Below are 17,239 nucleotides of genomic sequence, written 5' to 3' on the forward strand. Positions count from 1 at the left end.
GGGCCTAGCGGAATTGGGCAAGGAACCGCAGGTCGTTATCGAAGAACAGACGCAAATCGTTGACGCCGTAGCGCAGCATGGCCAGGCGCTCGGCGCCCATGCCGAAGGCGAAGCCCTGGAACTCTTCAGGGTCGATGCCGGACATGCGTAGCACGCTTGGGTGCACCATGCCGCAGCCCATCACTTCCAGCCAGCCGGTCTGCTTGCACACGCGGCAGCCGTTGCCGGAACACATCACGCACTGGATGTCGACTTCGGCGGACGGCTCGGTGAAGGGGAAGAACGATGGGCGGAAACGCACCGCCAGTTCTTTTTCGAAGAATACGCGCAGGAATTCTTCGATGGTGCCCTTGAGGTCGGCGAAGTTGATATCGCGATCGATCAGCAGGCCTTCGACCTGGTGGAACATCGGCGAGTGGGTGATATCCGAGTCGCAGCGGTATACGCGGCCTGGGCAGACAATGCGGATAGGCGGCTGGGTGGACTCCATGGTCCGCACCTGCACCGGCGAGGTGTGGGTACGCAGCAGCATGTTGGCATTGAAGTAGAAGGTGTCGTGCATCGCCCGGGCCGGGTGGTGGCCGGGGATGTTGAGCGCTTCGAAGTTGTGGTAGTCGTCTTCGACCTCTGGGCCTTCGGCAATGCCGTAGCCGATGTGGGTGAAGAACTGCTCGATGCGCTCGAGTGTACGGGTGATCGGGTGCAAGCCACCGGTGGCCTGGCCGCGGCCTGGCAGGGTGACGTCAATGCATTCGGCAGCCAGGCGAGCGCTGAGCTCGGCTTCTTCAAAGGCGGCCTTGCGGGCATTGAGCACAACGGTGACGCGCTCTTTGGCGTCGTTGATCAGCGCGCCGACTTTCGGCCGCTCTTCGGCTGGCAGGTTGCCCAGGGTCTTCATCACCTGGGTCAGCTCGCCCTTCTTGCCGAGATAATTAACCCGGATCTGTTCCAGGGCATTGATGTCTTCAGCGCGCTCCACGGCCTCTAGGGCTTGGGAGACCAGCGCATCCAGGTTTTCCATGTACAGACTCCAGATACGAAAATAGGGGAAGAGCTTTGAAGGCTCTTCCCCTATCGATGACGTTCAATGCCCGACGGCGCTAGCGCCGCCGGGTGATTGTCGCGGGTACTTAAGCCAGAACGGCTTTAGCTTTCTCGACAATCGCAGCAAACGCCGCTTTTTCGTTCACTGCCAGATCGGCCAGAACCTTACGGTCGATTTCGATCGAAGCCTTTTTCAGGCCAGCAATCAGACGGCTGTAGGACAGACCGTTGTTGCGAGCACCGGCGTTGATACGAGCGATCCACAGTGCGCGGAACTGACGCTTCTTCTGGCGACGGTCGCGGTAGGCGTATTGGCCTGCCTTGATGACCGCTTGCTTGGCTACGCGGAATACGCGCGAGCGTGCACCGTAGTAACCTTTAGCCAGTTTCAGAATTTTCTTGTGACGCTTACGAGCGATGACGCCACGCTTAACACGAGCCATGAGTAACTTCCTCTATCTTAACCAGAATTAACGAACGCGCAGCATGCGCTCGACTTTTGCCACGTCAGACGGGTGCAGCAAGCTGGCACCGCGCAGTTGACGCTTACGCTTGGTCGACATTTTGGTCAGGATGTGGCTCTTGAAAGCGTGCTTGTGCTTGAAGCCCGAAGCTGTCTTCAGGAAGCGCTTCGCAGCACCGCTCTTGGTTTTCATTTTTGGCATGTTGAACTCCGCATTCGAAAAAAATTACACAATAATCATCAGGCCTGCCGTGCCCGGGAGATTACTTCTTCTTTTTGGGGGCGATGACCATCATAAGCTGGCGTCCTTCCATCTTCGGATGCTGCTCAACGGTGCCGTATTCAAGCAGGTCAGCTTCAACCCGCTTCAACAGCTCCATGCCCAGCTCCTGGTGGGCCATCTCACGACCACGGAATCTCAGAGAGATCTTGGCCTTGTCCCCATCGGTAAGGAAACGTACCAGGTTGCGTAGTTTTACCTGGTAATCCCCATCCTCCGTCCCTGGACGAAACTTGATTTCTTTGATCTGGATCTGCTTCTGGTTTTTCTTGGCTTCGTTGGCCTGCTTCTTCTTTTCGAAGAGGTGCTTGCCGTAGTCCATGACCTTGCAGACAGGCGGTACCGCGTCTGCAGAGATTTCTACCAGGTCCAGCTTCGCTTCATCAGCGATACGCAGCGCTTCATCAATCGAGACGATGCCAACCTGCTCGCCGTCTGCGCCAATTAACCGAACCTCGCGGGCCGAGATATTCTCGTTGATCGGGGCCTTCGGTACAGCACGCTTATCGTTTCTCATTTCACGCTTAATAGTCATTACTCCGATTCTTGGCGACCACGCCGGGAAACCGTTTGTGTCAGAAGCTCAGCGAATTGGGCGACGGGCATGGAGCCCAGGTCTGCGCCTTCGCGAGTACGCACTGCAACGGTCTGCGTTTCGACTTCGCGATCCCCTATAACCAAAAGGTACGGGACCTTGAGCAAAGTATGCTCGCGGATTTTAAAGCCGATCTTCTCATTTCTCAAGTCCGACTTGGCACGGAAACCGCTACCGTTCAGAGATTTCTCAACCTCGAGGGCGAAATCGGCCTGTTTGTCGGTGATATTCATGATCACCGCCTGGGTCGGAGCCAGCCACGCCGGGAACACGCCAGCGTAATGTTCGATCAGCATGCCGATGAAGCGCTCGAACGAACCTAGGATGGCGCGGTGCAGCATGACCGGGCGAATACGGCTGTTGTCTTCGGCGATGTAGCTGGCGTCCAGACGCTCTGGCAGGTTCGGGTCGTACTGCAGGGTACCACACTGCCAGTTACGGCCGAGGCAGTCGCGCAGGGTAAACTCGATTTTCGGGCCGTAGAAGGCGCCCTCGCCTGGCTGGTATTCCCACTCCAGGCCCGATTCGTTCAGGGCGTCGGCCAGTGCGCTTTCGGCACGGTCCCACAGCTCTTCGGAACCAACACGCTTGGCCGGACGCGTGGACAACTTCATGGCGATGTCGCTGAAGCCGAAGTCCTTGTACACGTCCAGGGTCAGCTTGATGAAGTCGGCGGCTTCTTTCTTCACCTGTTCTTCGGTGCAGAAGATGTGCGCGTCATCCTGTACGAAGCCACGCACACGCATGATGCCGTGCAGGGCGCCGGACGGCTCGTTACGGTGGCAGGCACCGAACTCGGCCAGGCGCAGCGGCAGGTCGCGGTAGCTTTTCAGGCCCTGGTTGAACACCTGCACGTGGCACGGGCAGTTCATCGGTTTTACCGCGTAGTCACGGCTTTCCGACGAAGTGGTGAACATGTTCTCGGCGTAGTTGGACCAGTGGCCGGAACGCTCCCAGAGAATACGGTCGACAACCTGCGGCGTCTTGATTTCCAGGTAGCCGTTGGCGCGCTGAACCTGGCGCATGTACTGCTCGAGCACCTGGTACACGGTCCAGCCGTTGGCGTGCCAGAACACCATGCCCGGGGCTTCTTCCTGCAGGTGGAACAGGTCGAGCTGCTTGCCGATCTTGCGGTGGTCGCGTTTTTCGGCTTCTTCGATGCGCTGAACGTAGGCAGCCAGCTGCTTCTTGTCGGCCCAGGCGGTGCCGTACACGCGTTGCAGCTGCTCGTTCTTGGCATCACCGCGCCAGTAGGCACCGGACAGCTTCGTCAGCTTGAAGGCCTTGAGGAAGCGGGTGTTCGGCACGTGCGGGCCACGGCACATGTCGACGTATTCTTCGTGGTAATACAGGCCCATGGCCTGCTCGTCCGGCATGTCTTCGACCAGGCGCAGCTTGTAGTCTTCGCCACGGGCCTTGAACACATCGATGACTTCGGCGCGCGGGGTCACCTTCTTGACTACGTCGTAGTCTTTTTCGATCAGCTCTATCATGCGCTTTTCGATGGCGGCCATGTCTTCAGGGGTGAAGGGGCGCTCGTAGGCGATGTCGTAATAGAAGCCTTCGTCGATAACCGGGCCGATCACCATCTTGGCGGTCGGGTACAGCTGCTTCACTGCGTGGCCGACCAGGTGGGCGCACGAGTGACGGATGATCTCCAGTCCCTCTTCATCTTTAGGGGTGATGATCTGCAGGGTGGCGTCGTGACTGATCAGGTCGCAAGCATCGACCAGTTTGCCGTCGACCTTGCCGGCGACGGTGGCCTTGGCCAGGCCGGCGCCGATGGAAGCGGCAACGTCGGCTACGGATACGGCGTGATCAAACGAACGTTGACTGCCATCGGGAAGAGTAATAGTGGGCATGGCGCCTCCTCTCCTAGTGGTGACCCCTACCAAAGGTCACGTGGGTTGGGATGAGCCAGTACAAGATCCGACCTGCCCTCCTTTATAAGGAAGCCTGCCTCACAGTGGCAGAAGCCTTTCGGCTTGCAAGGGACGAACCAGAGTGACTGGAAAGAAAAAAGATAGCTGCAGCCGGCACAGCGCGACCACAAGCCGAGCATGCTAGCACGCGGGTTGCACCCCAGGCAGAAATATTTGGAAATTGAACCGCAGCGGTGAACTAACGCGGAAAAATACCGCTCAGACTTTGGGAAGCAACCTACTCTTGATGAGACCTTAACCCAAGGAGTAACTGGTTATGCGAGTTCCGTCTCTTCTGGCCCTGGCGGCCGCTGGCGCCCTGCTGCTGCCCGTGGCTGCGAACGCCGGCAACTTCCCAGCCGGGAAGGAGGCCGCCTACACCGCCCAGTGCACGCAAGTGGCAGGCAGCCAGGGCGTTGACGCTGCCACCGCGAAAAAACACTGCGACTGCGGCGCACAAGCGATCAAAAAGAATTTCACCGACGCCGAGATTGCCGACCTGGACAGCAAGGATGGCGTTGACGCCAAGCTGATGCAAAAGGCCCAGACCGTGGTGCAACAGGCCTGCGCACCGAAGCGCTGAAACCTTAAAGTCGGTGGTGGCTGACGATTATTTTGCGCTGGATCAACATCCGGTGAAGGTAAAAGGCGCTACTTCCGCAGAATTAGACTATGATGTCATCTGTGCCAGACAGCTCAGGCGTCTAGGCACTTCGAAAAATTTCAAGTTTCTGGAGATTCATCCCATGTCCAATCGCCAAACCGGCACCGTCAAATGGTTCAATGATGAGAAAGGCTTCGGCTTCATCACCCCACAAGGCGGCGGCGACGACCTGTTCGTTCACTTCAAGGCCATCGAATCCGACGGCTTCAAGAGCCTGAAAGAAGGTCAGCAAGTTTCCTTCGTCGCCGAGCGCGGTCAGAAGGGCATGCAGGCTGCTCAGGTTCGTCCGGAGTAATTCGGAAGCTGTGAAAAAACCCGCCCTTGTGGCGGGTTTTTTTATGGGCGCTTACCCGCATGCGGCGAAGGTAAAAACCTGGGGCCGCTTTGCGGCCCTTTCCGGCCGGTCCGGCGCCCCGGCAAGGCCGCTCCTACAGGGACCGCATGGGCCTTTGGAGCTGGATCAACCGCAGTTGACGCGGGTCACCTTGCCCTGCTCGTCCACATTCAGGTTGAGGCGCTCGGAGCGGTACTCCAGGGTAACCACGTCGTGCGGCGTGAGAATACGTGCCATCTGCGAGCCACTGGCCTTGCGCGCCTGCTCCAGCAGTTCGGCACTGGCGGGCTTGCCAATGGCAAAATCGGCGCCGCTGGCGTCGCAGCGGCCATCGTTGCCAGCCGATGCCGCCGGGGCATCGCCGCCAGCGTTGCCGCCAGCATTGCCACCAGTGCTGCAACCAGCCAGAACAGCAGCCACCGCCAGGGTTGCCAGGTAAGCACGGGTACGGAACATGAAGCCTCCTAAATGGGTCCGGGAACTGTCTGTTCCGACAGCTCCGCTGGGTATTCGTTGCAAAACCGGTCAAGTCTGCCTGAACTCTGGCGCCGAGGCGAAAAGCAATCGTGACTGGATTTTGCACAAGCCACTGCGTTTGCCATATGCTTAGCGCGCACGGTCACTGGCGCAAAGCCATGATTTGCTGCAAGAAGTGGAGCGCATCCCGCCTCCAACGAGCACCAGGGTCAGGTGTTCCCCCTTCGTTCCGGGCCCCCAGCGAGAGCTTTTCATGAGTACCCACAGCATCGATGCCGACATCAAGGTCAAATGGGCCGAGGGCCAGAGCGCGTACAGCCCTGGCACACCGGAAGAATTGCTGTTGATCGCCATCGACCTGTTGGTACGCGACAACGGCGCCGAGGCGGCACGCAGCTTTATCGACCAGGTGTTCGAGCGCTACGCGCCGCACGCAGCTATTCCAATCGCCCCAGACGTGCGCTGAGCAGGTCGAACAGCCCCTGGGCATCGCCCTGCTCCACCCACAGCACATTCGCCGGCTGCTTGAGTACGCCGTACCAGTCGGCAATGGTCTGGCCGAAGGTCGGGCCTTCGCGGCTGTCGATGCTGATATGGATGCGCCGGCCGCTGAACAGCTCAGGCTTTAACAGGTAGGCAATGACGCTGGCGTCATGCACCGGGCCGCCGGGCATGCCGTACAGGTCCATGTCGTGGGTGATGTAGGCATTGAGGATATCGACCACGCGCTTGCTGGCCTGATTGTTCACGGCTGCCAGTTGTTTCAGGCGGGCGTCGCTGGTCAGCAGCTTGTGGGTGACGTCCAGCGGCAGGTAGGTGAGTGGTACGCCGCTGGCCAGCACCACTTCGGCGGCGTGCGGGTCGGCATAGAGGTTGAATTCCGCCACCGGAGTGATGTTGCCGCCGTTGAAATGGGCACCGCCCATGACCACCACCTCCTTGATGCCCTTGGCGATGTCCGGCCGCTGGATCAACGCCAGGGCCAGATTGGTCTGCGGGCCGAGCATGGCGACGGTGATGCTGTGCGGTTTGGCTGCGCCGAGGGTATCGACCAGGTATTGCACGGCATTACCCTGGGCCAGGGGCGCTTTCGGCTCGTGCACCTGCACACCGGTCAGGCCTTCTTCGCCATGAACGTCGGCGGCGTAGATCGGTGTGCGCACCAGTGGGCGGCCGGCGCCGGCATACACAGGAATGTCTTCGCGGCCCGCCCATTCGCGGGCCAGGCGGGCGTTGCGCGAGGTTTTGTCCAGGCGCACGTTGCCGGCCACGGTGGTGATGGCGCGGATATTGAGCTCGTCAGGCGAGGCCATGGCCAGGAACAGCGCGACCACGTCATCGGCGCCGGGGTCGGTGTCGATGATCAGGTCGATGGGGGCCGCCTGCAGGGTAGTGGCTGTGGCCATGAAGGCGATTCCTTGTAGCAGGGGTTTGAGCATGGGGCACTCCTTGTTGCCAGAACACAGGACACAAACACACCGCAGCCCCCTGTAGGGGCGGCCTTGTGCCGCGATGGGGCGCGAAGCGGCCCCAGATTTTCAGCTTCGCAGCAAAACTTTCCGGGGCCGCTTCGCGCCCCATCGCGACGCAAGGCCGCTCCTACAAAAAGCGCGGTGGCTGTCAGAAAGTCACGCCGGAGATGAGGGCGATGTTGCTGTAAGGCTGGCATTCACCGGTACGCACCACCGCGCGGGCGCTGCGCGACAGCACCTTGAAATCTTCATGGCTCAGCCATTCGCGCTTGCCCAGCTTGCCCTTCAGCCGCTCGATCTCTACCAGCGCCGGCGGCACCACTTTCTGCATTTCTTCAGCCAGCACATGCCGTTCTACCTGCAACTCGCTCAGCACTACCCGCAACACGCTGGCGAAATCCGGCAGACCGGGCGTGATGGCCAGGTCGATCATTTCCACGCCCGGCGGCACCGGCAGCCCGGCATCGCCGATTACCAGGATATCGCCATGCCCCATGCCGGCAATGACCCGCGACAGGGCAACGTTCAGCAAGGGGGTTTTCTTCATGGTGTCAGCTCCGCCAGGTAGGGAATGGACGGCTGGGCACCGGCACGGGTAACCGACAAGGCGGCGGCACGCTGACCAAAGGCAATGGCCTCGCTCTCCTCCAGCCCTCGAACCAGCCCGGCAGCAAAGCCGCCAATGAAGGTATCGCCAGCAGCAGTGGTATCCAGCGGTTGCACCACAGGCGCCGGGAAATGCTGGTGGCCCTTGGCAGTCACCAGCAAGGCCCCTTGCGCGCCCAAGGTAATGATCACTTTGCCCGCCCCCAGCTGCAGCAAGCGCTCACCGGCGCGCCGGGCGCTGTCCTGGTCGGTCACCGGCACCCCGGTCAGGGCTTCGGCCTCGCTTTCGTTAGGCGTGAGGTAATCGATGCGCGCAAACCAGTCCGCCGGCAAGGGGCCGGTGGCCGGCGCCGGGTTCAGGATCACCTGTTTGCCCAGTTCATGCGCCCTCGTCAGGGTCCAGGCCACGGTGTCGACTGGCACTTCCAGCTGGCAGATGACCACCTCGGCCGCCTGCAGCAACGCATCGAAGCGCTGTACCGACTGCGGCGTCAGCAGGCCGTTGCCGCCAGGAATGATGACAATGCAGTTCTGGCTGGCAGCATCCACGGTGATCAGTGCCACACCGCTGGACATTCCCGGGCAGGTGCTGACGCCCTGGCAGTCGATGCCCTCGACATACAAGGCCCGGTGCAGTTGCCGGCCATAGTCATCGTCACCCACGTTGCCGATCATCGCCACGCTGCCGCCCAGCCGTGCCACCGCCACGGCCTGGTTGGCGCCCTTGCCGCCCGGCACGGTGAAAAAGCTTTCGCCGGGGAGTGTTTCGCCGGCCCGGGGCAGGCGCTGGGCGCGGGCCACCAGGTCCATATTGAGGCTGCCGACCACCACAACCTTGGCATTCATGACGTTTCCTTAGCGTTAGCGGTAATCGTTGAACAGGTCCGGGCGCGGCCCGGTGGACTCACGCAGCACAATGCGCGGGGCAACGATGCGTTGCTCCGCCGCACCGTGGCGGGGTGTGCCGATGCGCGACAGCAGCAGCGAGGCGGCGCTCTCGCCCAGCTCGCGAATCGACTGGCCTACCGTGGTCAGCGGCGGGTACACATAGCGGCTGAGCTCGATGTCGTCGAAGCCGATCACCGACAGCTCGCCGGGCACGCTGATATTGCGTTCGGCCGCAGCACGCAGCACGCCAAAGCCGATCATGTCGTTGCCGGCAAAAATCGCCGTGGGCCGCTTGCCCTCCAGTACCTGCGCTGCTGCGGCATGCCCACCCGGGCTGGTAAAGTCACAGTGCAGCACACGGCTGCCCAGCACCGGCACGCCGGCTTCGGCCATGGCACGGCGGAAGCCGTTCAGGCGCAACTGGGTAACCCCGGTTTCTGCAGGGCCGCCAATATAGGCGACATCGCGGTGGCCAAGCTCCAGCAGATGCTGGGTGGCCAGGTAGGCGCCGTGCTCGTGGTCGATGCGCACCAGGTCGGCATCCACGCCTTCCAGCTCACGGTCGACGATCACCATCGGCGTGCGCACGCAGGCCAGGCTTTGCAGCAGGTCACTGTCCTGGCCAACCGAGGCCACCACCAGGCCATCAATGCGCTTTTCCAGCAGCACGCGCAGGTAACTGCGCTGCTTCTGTGGGTTGTCGTCCGAGTTGCACAAAATCACGCAATAGCCGTTGCGTTCGCAGGCGTCTTCAATACCCCTTGCCAGCTCGGCGAAGTACGGGTTGACGCTGTTGGGCACCAGCAGGCCGATGGTGGCCGTGCTGCGCGCCTTCAGTGAACGCGCCACCGCGCTGGGCACGTAGTCCAGCTCGATAATGGCGGCTTCAACCTTCTGCCGCACGTGTTCGCTCACCGGGCGGGTCTTGTTCAATACATGGGACACGGTGGTGTAGGAAATGCCCGCCAATGCCGCGACGTCTTTGATGGTTGCCATAGTGTCAGTTCCGCCGGCCTGCACGCCGGCTACGGTAAGTGTCGAGCACCACGGCGATGACGATCACCGCCCCGGTGATAATGCGTTTGGTCGGCTCGCTGGCGCCAATTTGCGCCAGCCCGGCCGCCAATACGGAAATGATCAGTACGCCAAAGAAGGTGCTGATGACCGAGCCACGCCCGCCCATCAGGCTGGTGCCACCAATTACCACGGCGGCGATCACTTGCAGCTCCAGGCCAGAGCCGGCATTGGGGTCGGCTGCTTCCAGACGCGAAATCTGGAACAGCGCGGCCAGGCCTGCCAGCAGCCCCATCAGGGCGAACACCAGCACTTTGTATGGCCGCGGGTCGATGCCAGCCAGGCGCACGGCCTCTTCGTTGGTACCAATGCCGATCAGGTAACGGCCGAACACCGTGCGGGTCAGCACCAGGTGGGCCAGCACAATCACCAGCAAGGCGATGATGAACGCTGGCGAAATACCGAAGGCAATCGGGTTGGAGAACCAGGCGTAGGCATCGCCGATGTAGGCGGTGCGCGAGTCGGTGAGCTGGTAGGCCAGGCCGCGGGCCATTTCCAGCACCCCGAGCGAGACGATGAACGAGGGAATACGCCAAGCCACGGTAACGCCACCGGTGATGCTGCCGGCCAGCGCGGCCACAGCCATGCCCAGCAGCGCCGACGGCAGCACGCCCCAGCCCCAGCCAAGAATCGCCACACTCACTGCAGAAGCAGCCAAGGCCAGCACCGAGCCCACCGACAGGTCGATACCGCCGATAATCAGCACAAAGGTCATACCCACGGCCAGTACCATCAGGTCGGGGATCTGATTGGCCAGGGTGCTGAAGGTGCTGTACGACCAGAAGTGGCTGCTTAAGAACGAGAACAGCACGATCATCGCCAGCAAGGCGCCGGCCAGGCCCAGGTAGGTGCCCAGGCCAAAGTACGTGCCGCTGCGGCGCACGGGGGCGGCGCCTTGAGTGTCCAGCGGGGTGGTTTTCATACATCCATCCTGGGGGCTGCATCGTGCAGCAGTGCGTCACGTTTCTGATAACCGGCAAAAGCGGCGGCAAGCAGCTGGTCCTGGCTCCAATGGTCACGTTCGAAGGTGTCGATCAGGCGGCCGGCCGATAGTACGGCGATACGGTCGCAGATCAGCATCAGCTCGCGCAGGTCGCTGGACACCACTACCAGCGCCTTGCCCTGGCGGGCCAGCTCGGCCAGCAGGCCGTAGATGTCGAATTTGGCACCCACGTCGATGCCCCGGGTGGGCTCGTCGAACAGCAGCACCTGGCAATCGCGCTCCAGCCAGCGGCCTATCACCACCTTCTGCTGATTGCCGCCAGACAGCTCGCCCACCACTTGCTGCGCGCCAGCACTGCGAATGCGCATGGCCTGGATCTGGCGCTCGGCCAAGGCCTGTTCGGCCTCACCATCGAGCACGCCGGCCCGCGATACCGCACCCAGGTTGCCCAGGGCGATATTGGCGCTGATCGACTGCGTCAACAGCAAGCCCTCGCCTTTGCGGTCTTCGGTGATGAGCGCGATACCGGCCCGCACTGCGGCCTTGGGCGAGTCGATGCTTACCGCCTGCGGCGGCTGGCCTAGCGCGATGCTGCCACTGTCGGCGCGATCGGCACCGTAGATCAGGCGCAACAGCTCGGTACGCCCGGCGCCGATCAGGCCGGAGATGCCAAAGATCTCCCCTGCCCTGACCTCAAACGACACCTCTCGCACCTTGTCAGCACGGCTGAGCTTGTCGACCTTGAGCAGCGGCGCGCCGATCTGCCGGCGGCCCAGGTCGATATGTTCGCCCAGCTCGCGGCCGACCATCAGGTTGACCAGTTCGGCGCTGCTGTAGCGCTGTATCGGCTCGTCGCACACCAGCTTGCCATCGCGCAGTACCACGATGCGCTGGGCCACGCGCTGTAATTCCTCGAGGCGATGGGAGATATAAACGATGGCCACGCCCCGCTCGCGCAGGCGCTCGATCTGGGTAAACAGCAACTCCACCTCGCGCGCAGTGAGCATGGCGGTGGGCTCGTCGAAGATCAGCACATGGCAGTCGCCGATCAGGTTGCGGGCAATCTCGACCATCTGCTGATGGCCGATGCCCAGCTCGCCCACCGGGGTATCCGGGTCGATGGCATCGAGCCCGACCTGCGCCATGGCGGCGGTGGCCAACTGGCGCAGGCGCTTTTGGCTGATCCAGCCGAAGCGGCTGGGCAGGTTGTCGAGAAACAGGTTTTCCGCCACGGTCAGCGTCGACAGCAAGTTCAGCTCCTGCATCACCATGCGCACCCCAAGGCGCTCGGCCTCGCTGCGGCTGCCGGGGGCGTAGGCCTGGCCGCGGTAGGTCATGTGCCCGGTGGTGGGCACCTCCAGGCCGCTGATGAGCTTGGACAACGTACTTTTGCCCGCGCCGTTCTCGCCGGTCAGGGCCAGCACTTCGCCGGCGCGCAGGCTCAGGCTGACCTCGCCGAGCACGGGCTGGGCGTAGGTCTTGCCCAGCCCGCCAGCGGACAGCACCACTTCATGGGCCGATGCAGGCATGGCCGTTTCTCCTGGCTGCGTCAGGGCTTTTTGGTGATGAGTTCGACCGGGGTCTGGATGACTTTGTCGGCATCCACATCCGGTTTCTCGCCCTTGACCATTTTCAGCGCAGCCTGAATGCCGTACACCGCCTGCTGGCTGGCGGCCTGATCGAGGGTGGCAAGCACGCGACCATCGGCAAGCATCGGCTTGATGGCGTTGATGTTGTCATAGCCCACCACTTGCACCTGGCCGGTCTTGCCGGCGGCGCGCACGGCCGACACGGCGCCCAGCGCCATGCTGTCGTTGCCGGCCAGCAAGGCTTTCAGCTCGGGGTATTCGTTGAGCATGGCGGCGGCGACGGCGTTGCCTTTGTCGATTTCCCAATTGCCGCTTTGTACCGAGACGATTTTCATCTGCGCGGCATCCATGGCGTCCTTGAAGCCGGCGGTGCGCTGCTGGGCGTTGGTGGTGGTCGGCACCCCTTCGATGATGCCCACCTGGTCGCCGGCCTTGAGCTTCTCGTTGGCCAGGTAGTCGCCGACCAGGCGCGCGCCTTTACGGTTGTCGGGGCCAACGAACGGCACGCTGATGCCTTTACTCTTGAGCAGATCAGGGTCAAGGCGGTTGTCGATGTTGATCACCACCACGCCCTGGTCCATGGCCTTCTTCACCACCGACACCAGCGCCTTGGAATCTGCCGGGGCAATCACCAGCGCCTTGGCGCCGGCATTGACCATCTGCTCGACAATGCGAATCTGCTCGCCGGTGTCGGTCTCGTTCTTGATGCCGTTGGCGACCAGGTCGAATTCGTTGGCGTGAGTTTTCTGGTAGTCCTTGGCGCCGTCTTCCATGGTGCGGAAGAACTCGTTGGCCAAAGACTTCATCACCAGGGCGACCTTGGGCTTGTCTTCGGCGTGGGCGGCAGACAGTGGCAGTGCGAGGGAAAGGGAGGATACGACAGCGAGGGCCAGCAGACGACCGGGGAACGGCAGTTTCATGGACGATGACTCCGAATCTTGTGTTTTTTATCGGATCGCAAACGTTTGCGTTGACTAACTATGGAAACAGGACCGCGGTTTGTCAAATCCGTTTGGCTTTCGGAGGCCAAGCACTGCTGTGGCCGATTATGCAGATTTTTCCGGAAAACCGAACACCTTTTCCTATTCTTGTTCGGAATTGCGAATGGAAAACTGCCCCTTGTAGGAGCGGCCTTGTGTCGCGATGGGCGGCGCAGCAGCCCCGGCATTGTGTGCTGAAGCCAGCATTCTGGGGCTGCTGCGCAGCCCATCGCGACGCAAGGCCGCTCCCACACAAAGAGCCGTCCGCGCAAGCTGGTACGAAACATGCCTGCAACCCTGCGCGACTCAATAACTATCTCACTAGGAAGAGAGAGAACAATAACGATGAATGCCGCACTTAAAACCTTCGCCCCCAGCGCACTCGCCCTGCTGCTGATCCTGCCAACCACCGCCTCTGCCAAAGAAGCCGAAACCCAGCAGAAGCTGGCCAACGTGGTCATCCTCGCCACTGGCGGCACCATTGCCGGCGCCGGCGCCAGCGCGGCCAACAGCGCCACCTACCAGGCTGCCAAGCTGGGCATCGACAAGCTGATTGCCGGCGTGCCGGAACTGGCCGACATCGCCAACGTACGCGGCGAGCAAGTGATGCAGATCGCCTCTGAAAGCATCACCAACGAGGACTTGCTCAAGCTCGGCAAGCGGGTTGCCGAACTGGCCGAGAGCAAGGACGTCGACGGCATCGTCATTACCCACGGCACCGACACCCTCGAAGAAACCGCCTACTTCCTCAACCTGGTGGAAAAGACCGACAAGCCAATCGTGGTGGTCGGCTCGATGCGCCCGGGCACCGCCATGTCTGCCGACGGCATGCTCAACCTGTACAACGCCGTGGCCGTGGCCGGCGACAAGCAGTCGCGCGGCAAGGGCGTGCTGGTGACCATGAACGACGAGATCCAGTCGGGCCGTGACGTGAGCAAGTCGGTCAACATCAAGACCGAAGCCTTCAAGAGCGCCTGGGGCCCGATGGGCATGGTGGTGGAAGGCAAATCCTACTGGTTCCGCCTGCCGGCCAAGCGCCACACGGTCAATTCCGAGTTCGACATCAAGCAGATCAGCAGCCTGCCACAGGTGGACATTGCCTATGGCTATGGCAACGTGACCGACACCGCCTACAAGGCACTGGCGCAGAACGGTGCCAAAGCGCTGATCCATGCCGGTACCGGCAACGGTTCGGTGTCGTCGCGGGTGGTGCCGGCGTTGCAGGAACTGCGCAAGAACGGCGTGCAGATCATCCGCTCGTCGCACGTCAACCAGGGTGGTTTCGTGCTGCGCAACGCCGAACAGCCGGATGACAAGAACGACTGGGTGGTGGCCCACGACCTGAACCCGCAGAAGGCGCGGATTCTGGCGATGGTCGCCATGACCAAGACCCAGGACAGCAAAGAGCTGCAGCGGATTTTCTGGGAGTACTGAGTACCTCGCCGCCATCCCCTGTAGGAGCGGCCTTGTGCCGCGAATGGGCTGCGAAGCGGCCCCAGGATTTGAGCTTCGCCGCAGAAATCGCCGGGGCTGCTGCGCAGCCCATTCGCGGCACAAGGCCGCTCCTACAAGACCAGAAGAACGTTATGGCGCGATGCGCTTCAGGTCATTCAACAACCCCATCAGCTGCTGTAGCTTCTCTTCACCAAACTGCGCCTGAATCTTCTGGTAGTTGGCCTCCATCCCCTCCTTCATCGAGGCAAAGCACGCCTCCCCGCCTTCGGTCAGGCTGACGAACACCCGCCGCTGGTCCTGCGCGGCCTTCTGCCGCCGCACCAGCCCGTCTCGCTCCAGGCGCCCCAGTACCCCGGTCATGCTCGGCTTGAGGATGCAAGCCAGCTCCGCCAGCTGGTAATTCTCCAGCTCACCCTGCTGCTTGAGGATGCGGATTACCCGCCATTGCTGCTCGGTCAGGTCGTGCTCATTCAGCAGCGGCCTGAAAAATGCCATCGCGGCTTCGCGAGCCTGCAACAGGCTTAGCGTGAGCGAAGGTTGTGTCTTGGTCATGGTCGAGCCTGTGGTTTTTCTCAATTCACAAATTTAAGGGCATGCAGGCTGGAAAGTGCAATCTGTTCCATGGAAAACCCATTCAGGCCACGCGCCCCAGCTGCCACCATCCGGTACAAACAACAACAGCAACCGGGTGAGCCGCCATGGCCATTTCACTGCAATTCTGCCTGCCGCTGGCGGTACTCCCCGGGTGTGAGCTTGGCGTAGCGGTTGAAGAAGCGGCTGAAATAGGCCGGGTCCTTGAAGCCGAGCTGGTAACAGATTTCGTTGGCCGTGCTGCCGGAAAACAACAGCAAACGCTTGGCCTCCTGCATCAGCCGTTCCAGCACCAGGCGCTTGGACGGGAGGTCGGCGATGCGCCGGCACACATCGTTCAGCCGTGCCTCGGTCACGCCAATCTGCTGCGCGTAGCGAGCCAGCGGCCAATGCTCAAGGTAATGCGCTTCGATCAGGGCATTGAAACGGTGGAAGATCTTCAGGTCTTCATGCCGCGCCGGGGTCGATTCCAGCGAGTTGGGGCACAGCCGCAGCAGGCTGATCATGATCAGGCGGGTCAGCGACTGCAACGCCGCCTCGCGACCCGGTTGCTGCGTGGCAAACTCGTCACTCAACGCGTCCAGCCAGCCTTGCAGGCGCTGCGCCTCGGCCTTGAATTCGGCCGGCAGGTTGCCCAGCGCCACACAGGCAGGCTGCACCTGCATGCCTGCCGGCAGCAAGCTGGCATCGGCTTCGATCAGTTGCCACACCAGTTGCTGGCGTACGGTCAGCACATGCCCATCGCTGTCAGCTTCGGTGACGAACGCGTGGGCGACCGTGGGCGGTGTGAGGAAGAACATCGGCCCTGCCTCGATGTACTGCTGGTCGTCCAGATACACCCGCACCGTCCCCGACTTCACGTAATGCACCTGGAAAAACCGGTCATGCCGGTGCACCGGCATATTGCGCCCGAAAAAGCCCGCCAGGTTGCCCAGCCGGTCGTAATGCACCTCACTGTCGCTGTAGCGCTGGTCGTACACCTGGCCGATGTTGATGTTGGGTATCGGATGCCGGTCGCTCATGGCTGCTTGCTCGCAAATCACTTGACCCTGTTGACGATGGCCCATGGTGCCTTGCCTTGCCGGCAGGCGCCACTGGCCACCCCTTGACCATCGTTAACATATTAACTATAACATTAACACATTAACAAAATCCGCAGGACGGCCACCGCCCTGCACTGCCAGGAGAAGAGCATGAGCCATGCCCTGCATGACGTTGCCAACGGCACCCTGTTCGGCGTCGCGCTGAACTACCAGGGTTTGCTGCAGCAGCACCAAGCGGCGTTCGTCGAAGCACCGTACAAGCAACTGCCGGTCAAGCCGGTGTTGTTCGTCAAGACCCCGAACACCCGCAACCAGCATGAAGGCCAGGTGGTGTTCCCGGCCGGCGTGCAGCGCGTGCAACCCGGCCCGGCGCTGGGCGTGGTGATTGGCAAGGACGCCAGCCGCGTCAGCGTGGCGCAAGCCCTGGAGCATGTGGCGGGCTACACCATCGTCAACGAAGTGAGCCTGCCCGAAGACAGCTATTACCGCCCGGCAGTCAAGGCCAAGTGCCGTGATGGCTTTTGCCCGGTCGGCCCTGAACTGGTGCCCGCCAGCCAAGTGGCCAACCCCGATGCCCTGGGCCTGCGCCTGTATGTGAATGGCGAACTGCGCCAGCACAACAACACCGCCAACTGCGTACGCACGGTGGCGCAGCTGATTGCCGAAATCAGCGAGTTCATGACCCTGCACGCCGGCGACATCCTGATCACCGGCACCCCCGAGGGCCGCGTCGATGTACAGCCAGGTGACCGCGTCGACATCGAGATCGACGGCCTGGGCAAGCTGACCAACCACATCGTCGCCGAGTGAGGAATTACC

General features: G+C 61.7%; 20 protein-coding genes. 5 read left to right on the forward strand and 15 right to left on the reverse strand.

The features are described from left to right. Positions 1 to 4: 4 nt before the first annotated feature. The 5 genes from pheS to thrS form a co-directional block, all read right to left on the reverse strand. The gene (gene pheS / locus ABI582_RS15685) at positions 5 to 1,021 is read right to left on the reverse strand and encodes a phenylalanine--tRNA ligase subunit alpha (RefSeq protein WP_016487883.1); all 1,017 of its coding nucleotides are present in this window, start codon (positions 1,019 to 1,021) and stop codon (positions 5 to 7) included. A gap of 109 nt (positions 1,022 to 1,130) precedes the next feature. After that, positions 1,131 to 1,487 (reverse strand): 50S ribosomal protein L20, encoded by a 357-nt coding sequence (rplT, locus tag ABI582_RS15690; RefSeq protein WP_009394046.1) that lies wholly within the window; start codon positions 1,485 to 1,487, stop codon positions 1,131 to 1,133. A gap of 27 nt (positions 1,488 to 1,514) precedes the next feature. Further along, entirely contained in the window at positions 1,515 to 1,709 is a 195-nt protein-coding gene (rpmI, locus tag ABI582_RS15695) for a 50S ribosomal protein L35 (RefSeq protein WP_003250667.1), read from the reverse strand. A gap of 61 nt (positions 1,710 to 1,770) precedes the next feature. Next, a complete protein-coding gene (infC, locus tag ABI582_RS15700) occupies positions 1,771 to 2,322 on the reverse strand; it encodes a translation initiation factor IF-3 (protein ID WP_016499016.1) in 552 nt (183 codons plus the stop codon). Continuing rightward, positions 2,322 to 4,244: a threonine--tRNA ligase gene (thrS, locus tag ABI582_RS15705; protein WP_442119653.1), complete on the reverse strand. Its 1,923-nt coding sequence runs from the start codon at positions 4,242 to 4,244 to the stop codon at positions 2,322 to 2,324. The genes infC and thrS overlap by 1 nt, the downstream gene beginning before the upstream one ends. 337 nt (positions 4,245 to 4,581) lie before the next feature. Between thrS and ABI582_RS15710 the strand changes: the two genes are divergently transcribed. Next, positions 4,582 to 4,887, forward strand: a complete 306-nt coding sequence (locus tag ABI582_RS15710) for a hypothetical protein (protein WP_016499014.1) — start codon at positions 4,582 to 4,584, stop codon at positions 4,885 to 4,887. A 163-nt stretch (positions 4,888 to 5,050) separates the two neighbouring features. After that, on the forward strand, positions 5,051 to 5,263 hold the full coding sequence (locus tag ABI582_RS15715) for a cold-shock protein (protein WP_016499013.1): 213 nt from the start codon (positions 5,051 to 5,053) through the stop codon (positions 5,261 to 5,263). A gap of 165 nt (positions 5,264 to 5,428) precedes the next feature. Here the strand turns inward: ABI582_RS15715 and ABI582_RS15720 are convergent, their stop codons facing one another. After that, the gene (locus ABI582_RS15720; RefSeq protein WP_338744474.1) at positions 5,429 to 5,758 is read right to left on the reverse strand and encodes an I78 family peptidase inhibitor; all 330 of its coding nucleotides are present in this window, start codon (positions 5,756 to 5,758) and stop codon (positions 5,429 to 5,431) included. A 274-nt stretch (positions 5,759 to 6,032) separates the two neighbouring features. Here ABI582_RS15720 and ABI582_RS15725 point away from each other — a divergent pair, with 274 nt between their 5' ends. Next, positions 6,033 to 6,245 carry a hypothetical protein gene (locus tag ABI582_RS15725; RefSeq protein WP_016499011.1) on the forward strand — a complete coding sequence of 71 codons (213 nt, stop codon included), beginning with the start codon at positions 6,033 to 6,035 and terminating at the stop codon, positions 6,243 to 6,245. On the opposite strand, the gene ABI582_RS15730 is transcribed toward ABI582_RS15725, so the two are convergent. From ABI582_RS15730 to ABI582_RS15760, 7 genes are all read right to left on the reverse strand, one after another. Next, a complete protein-coding gene (locus tag ABI582_RS15730) occupies positions 6,217 to 7,218 on the reverse strand; it encodes a nucleoside hydrolase (RefSeq protein WP_442119654.1) in 1,002 nt (333 codons plus the stop codon). The genes ABI582_RS15725 and ABI582_RS15730 overlap by 29 nt on opposite strands. Before the next feature lie 181 nt (positions 7,219 to 7,399). Further along, positions 7,400 to 7,798, reverse strand: a complete 399-nt coding sequence (rbsD, locus tag ABI582_RS15735; protein ID WP_043199736.1) for a D-ribose pyranase — start codon at positions 7,796 to 7,798, stop codon at positions 7,400 to 7,402. Further along, entirely contained in the window at positions 7,795 to 8,703 is a 909-nt protein-coding gene (rbsK, locus tag ABI582_RS15740; protein ID WP_442119655.1) for a ribokinase, read from the reverse strand. Before rbsK ends, rbsD begins: the two co-directional genes overlap by 4 nt. A gap of 15 nt (positions 8,704 to 8,718) precedes the next feature. Further along, on the reverse strand, positions 8,719 to 9,741 hold the full coding sequence (locus ABI582_RS15745; protein WP_028613277.1) for a LacI family DNA-binding transcriptional regulator: 1,023 nt from the start codon (positions 9,739 to 9,741) through the stop codon (positions 8,719 to 8,721). Positions 9,742 to 9,745: 4 nt separating this feature from the next. Beyond that, on the reverse strand, positions 9,746 to 10,741 hold the full coding sequence (locus ABI582_RS15750; protein WP_132841548.1) for an ABC transporter permease: 996 nt from the start codon (positions 10,739 to 10,741) through the stop codon (positions 9,746 to 9,748). After that, complete coding sequence (locus ABI582_RS15755) at positions 10,738 to 12,291, reverse strand: sugar ABC transporter ATP-binding protein (protein WP_442119656.1); 1,554 nt, start codon at positions 12,289 to 12,291, stop codon at positions 10,738 to 10,740. Before ABI582_RS15755 ends, ABI582_RS15750 begins: the two co-directional genes overlap by 4 nt. A 20-nt stretch (positions 12,292 to 12,311) precedes the next feature. Further along, positions 12,312 to 13,271 carry a sugar ABC transporter substrate-binding protein gene (locus ABI582_RS15760; RefSeq protein WP_442119657.1) on the reverse strand — a complete coding sequence of 320 codons (960 nt, stop codon included), beginning with the start codon at positions 13,269 to 13,271 and terminating at the stop codon, positions 12,312 to 12,314. Between the two features lie 405 nt (positions 13,272 to 13,676). Between ABI582_RS15760 and ABI582_RS15765 the strand changes: the two genes are divergently transcribed. Further along, complete coding sequence (locus ABI582_RS15765) at positions 13,677 to 14,765, forward strand: asparaginase (RefSeq protein WP_197899402.1); 1,089 nt, start codon at positions 13,677 to 13,679, stop codon at positions 14,763 to 14,765. A 150-nt stretch (positions 14,766 to 14,915) separates the two neighbouring features. On the opposite strand, the gene hpaR is transcribed toward ABI582_RS15765, so the two are convergent. Together hpaR and hpaA are read right to left on the reverse strand one after the other, a co-directional pair. Then, positions 14,916 to 15,338 carry a homoprotocatechuate degradation operon regulator HpaR gene (gene hpaR / locus ABI582_RS15770; RefSeq protein WP_258909067.1) on the reverse strand — a complete coding sequence of 141 codons (423 nt, stop codon included), beginning with the start codon at positions 15,336 to 15,338 and terminating at the stop codon, positions 14,916 to 14,918. 155 nt (positions 15,339 to 15,493) lie between these two features. Continuing rightward, positions 15,494 to 16,399: a 4-hydroxyphenylacetate catabolism regulatory protein HpaA gene (hpaA, locus tag ABI582_RS15775; protein ID WP_442119658.1), complete on the reverse strand. Its 906-nt coding sequence runs from the start codon at positions 16,397 to 16,399 to the stop codon at positions 15,494 to 15,496. Positions 16,400 to 16,570: 171 nt separating this feature from the next. Here hpaA and ABI582_RS15780 point away from each other — a divergent pair, with 171 nt between their 5' ends. Then, positions 16,571 to 17,230: a fumarylacetoacetate hydrolase family protein gene (locus ABI582_RS15780; protein ID WP_442119659.1), complete on the forward strand. Its 660-nt coding sequence runs from the start codon at positions 16,571 to 16,573 to the stop codon at positions 17,228 to 17,230. Positions 17,231 to 17,239: the final 9 nt, after the last annotated feature.

Source organism: Pseudomonas sp. SAS7, from assembly GCF_052112345.1.
In the GTDB taxonomy this organism is placed as follows: Bacteria; Pseudomonadota; Gammaproteobacteria; order Pseudomonadales; family Pseudomonadaceae; genus Aquipseudomonas; species Aquipseudomonas putida_Q.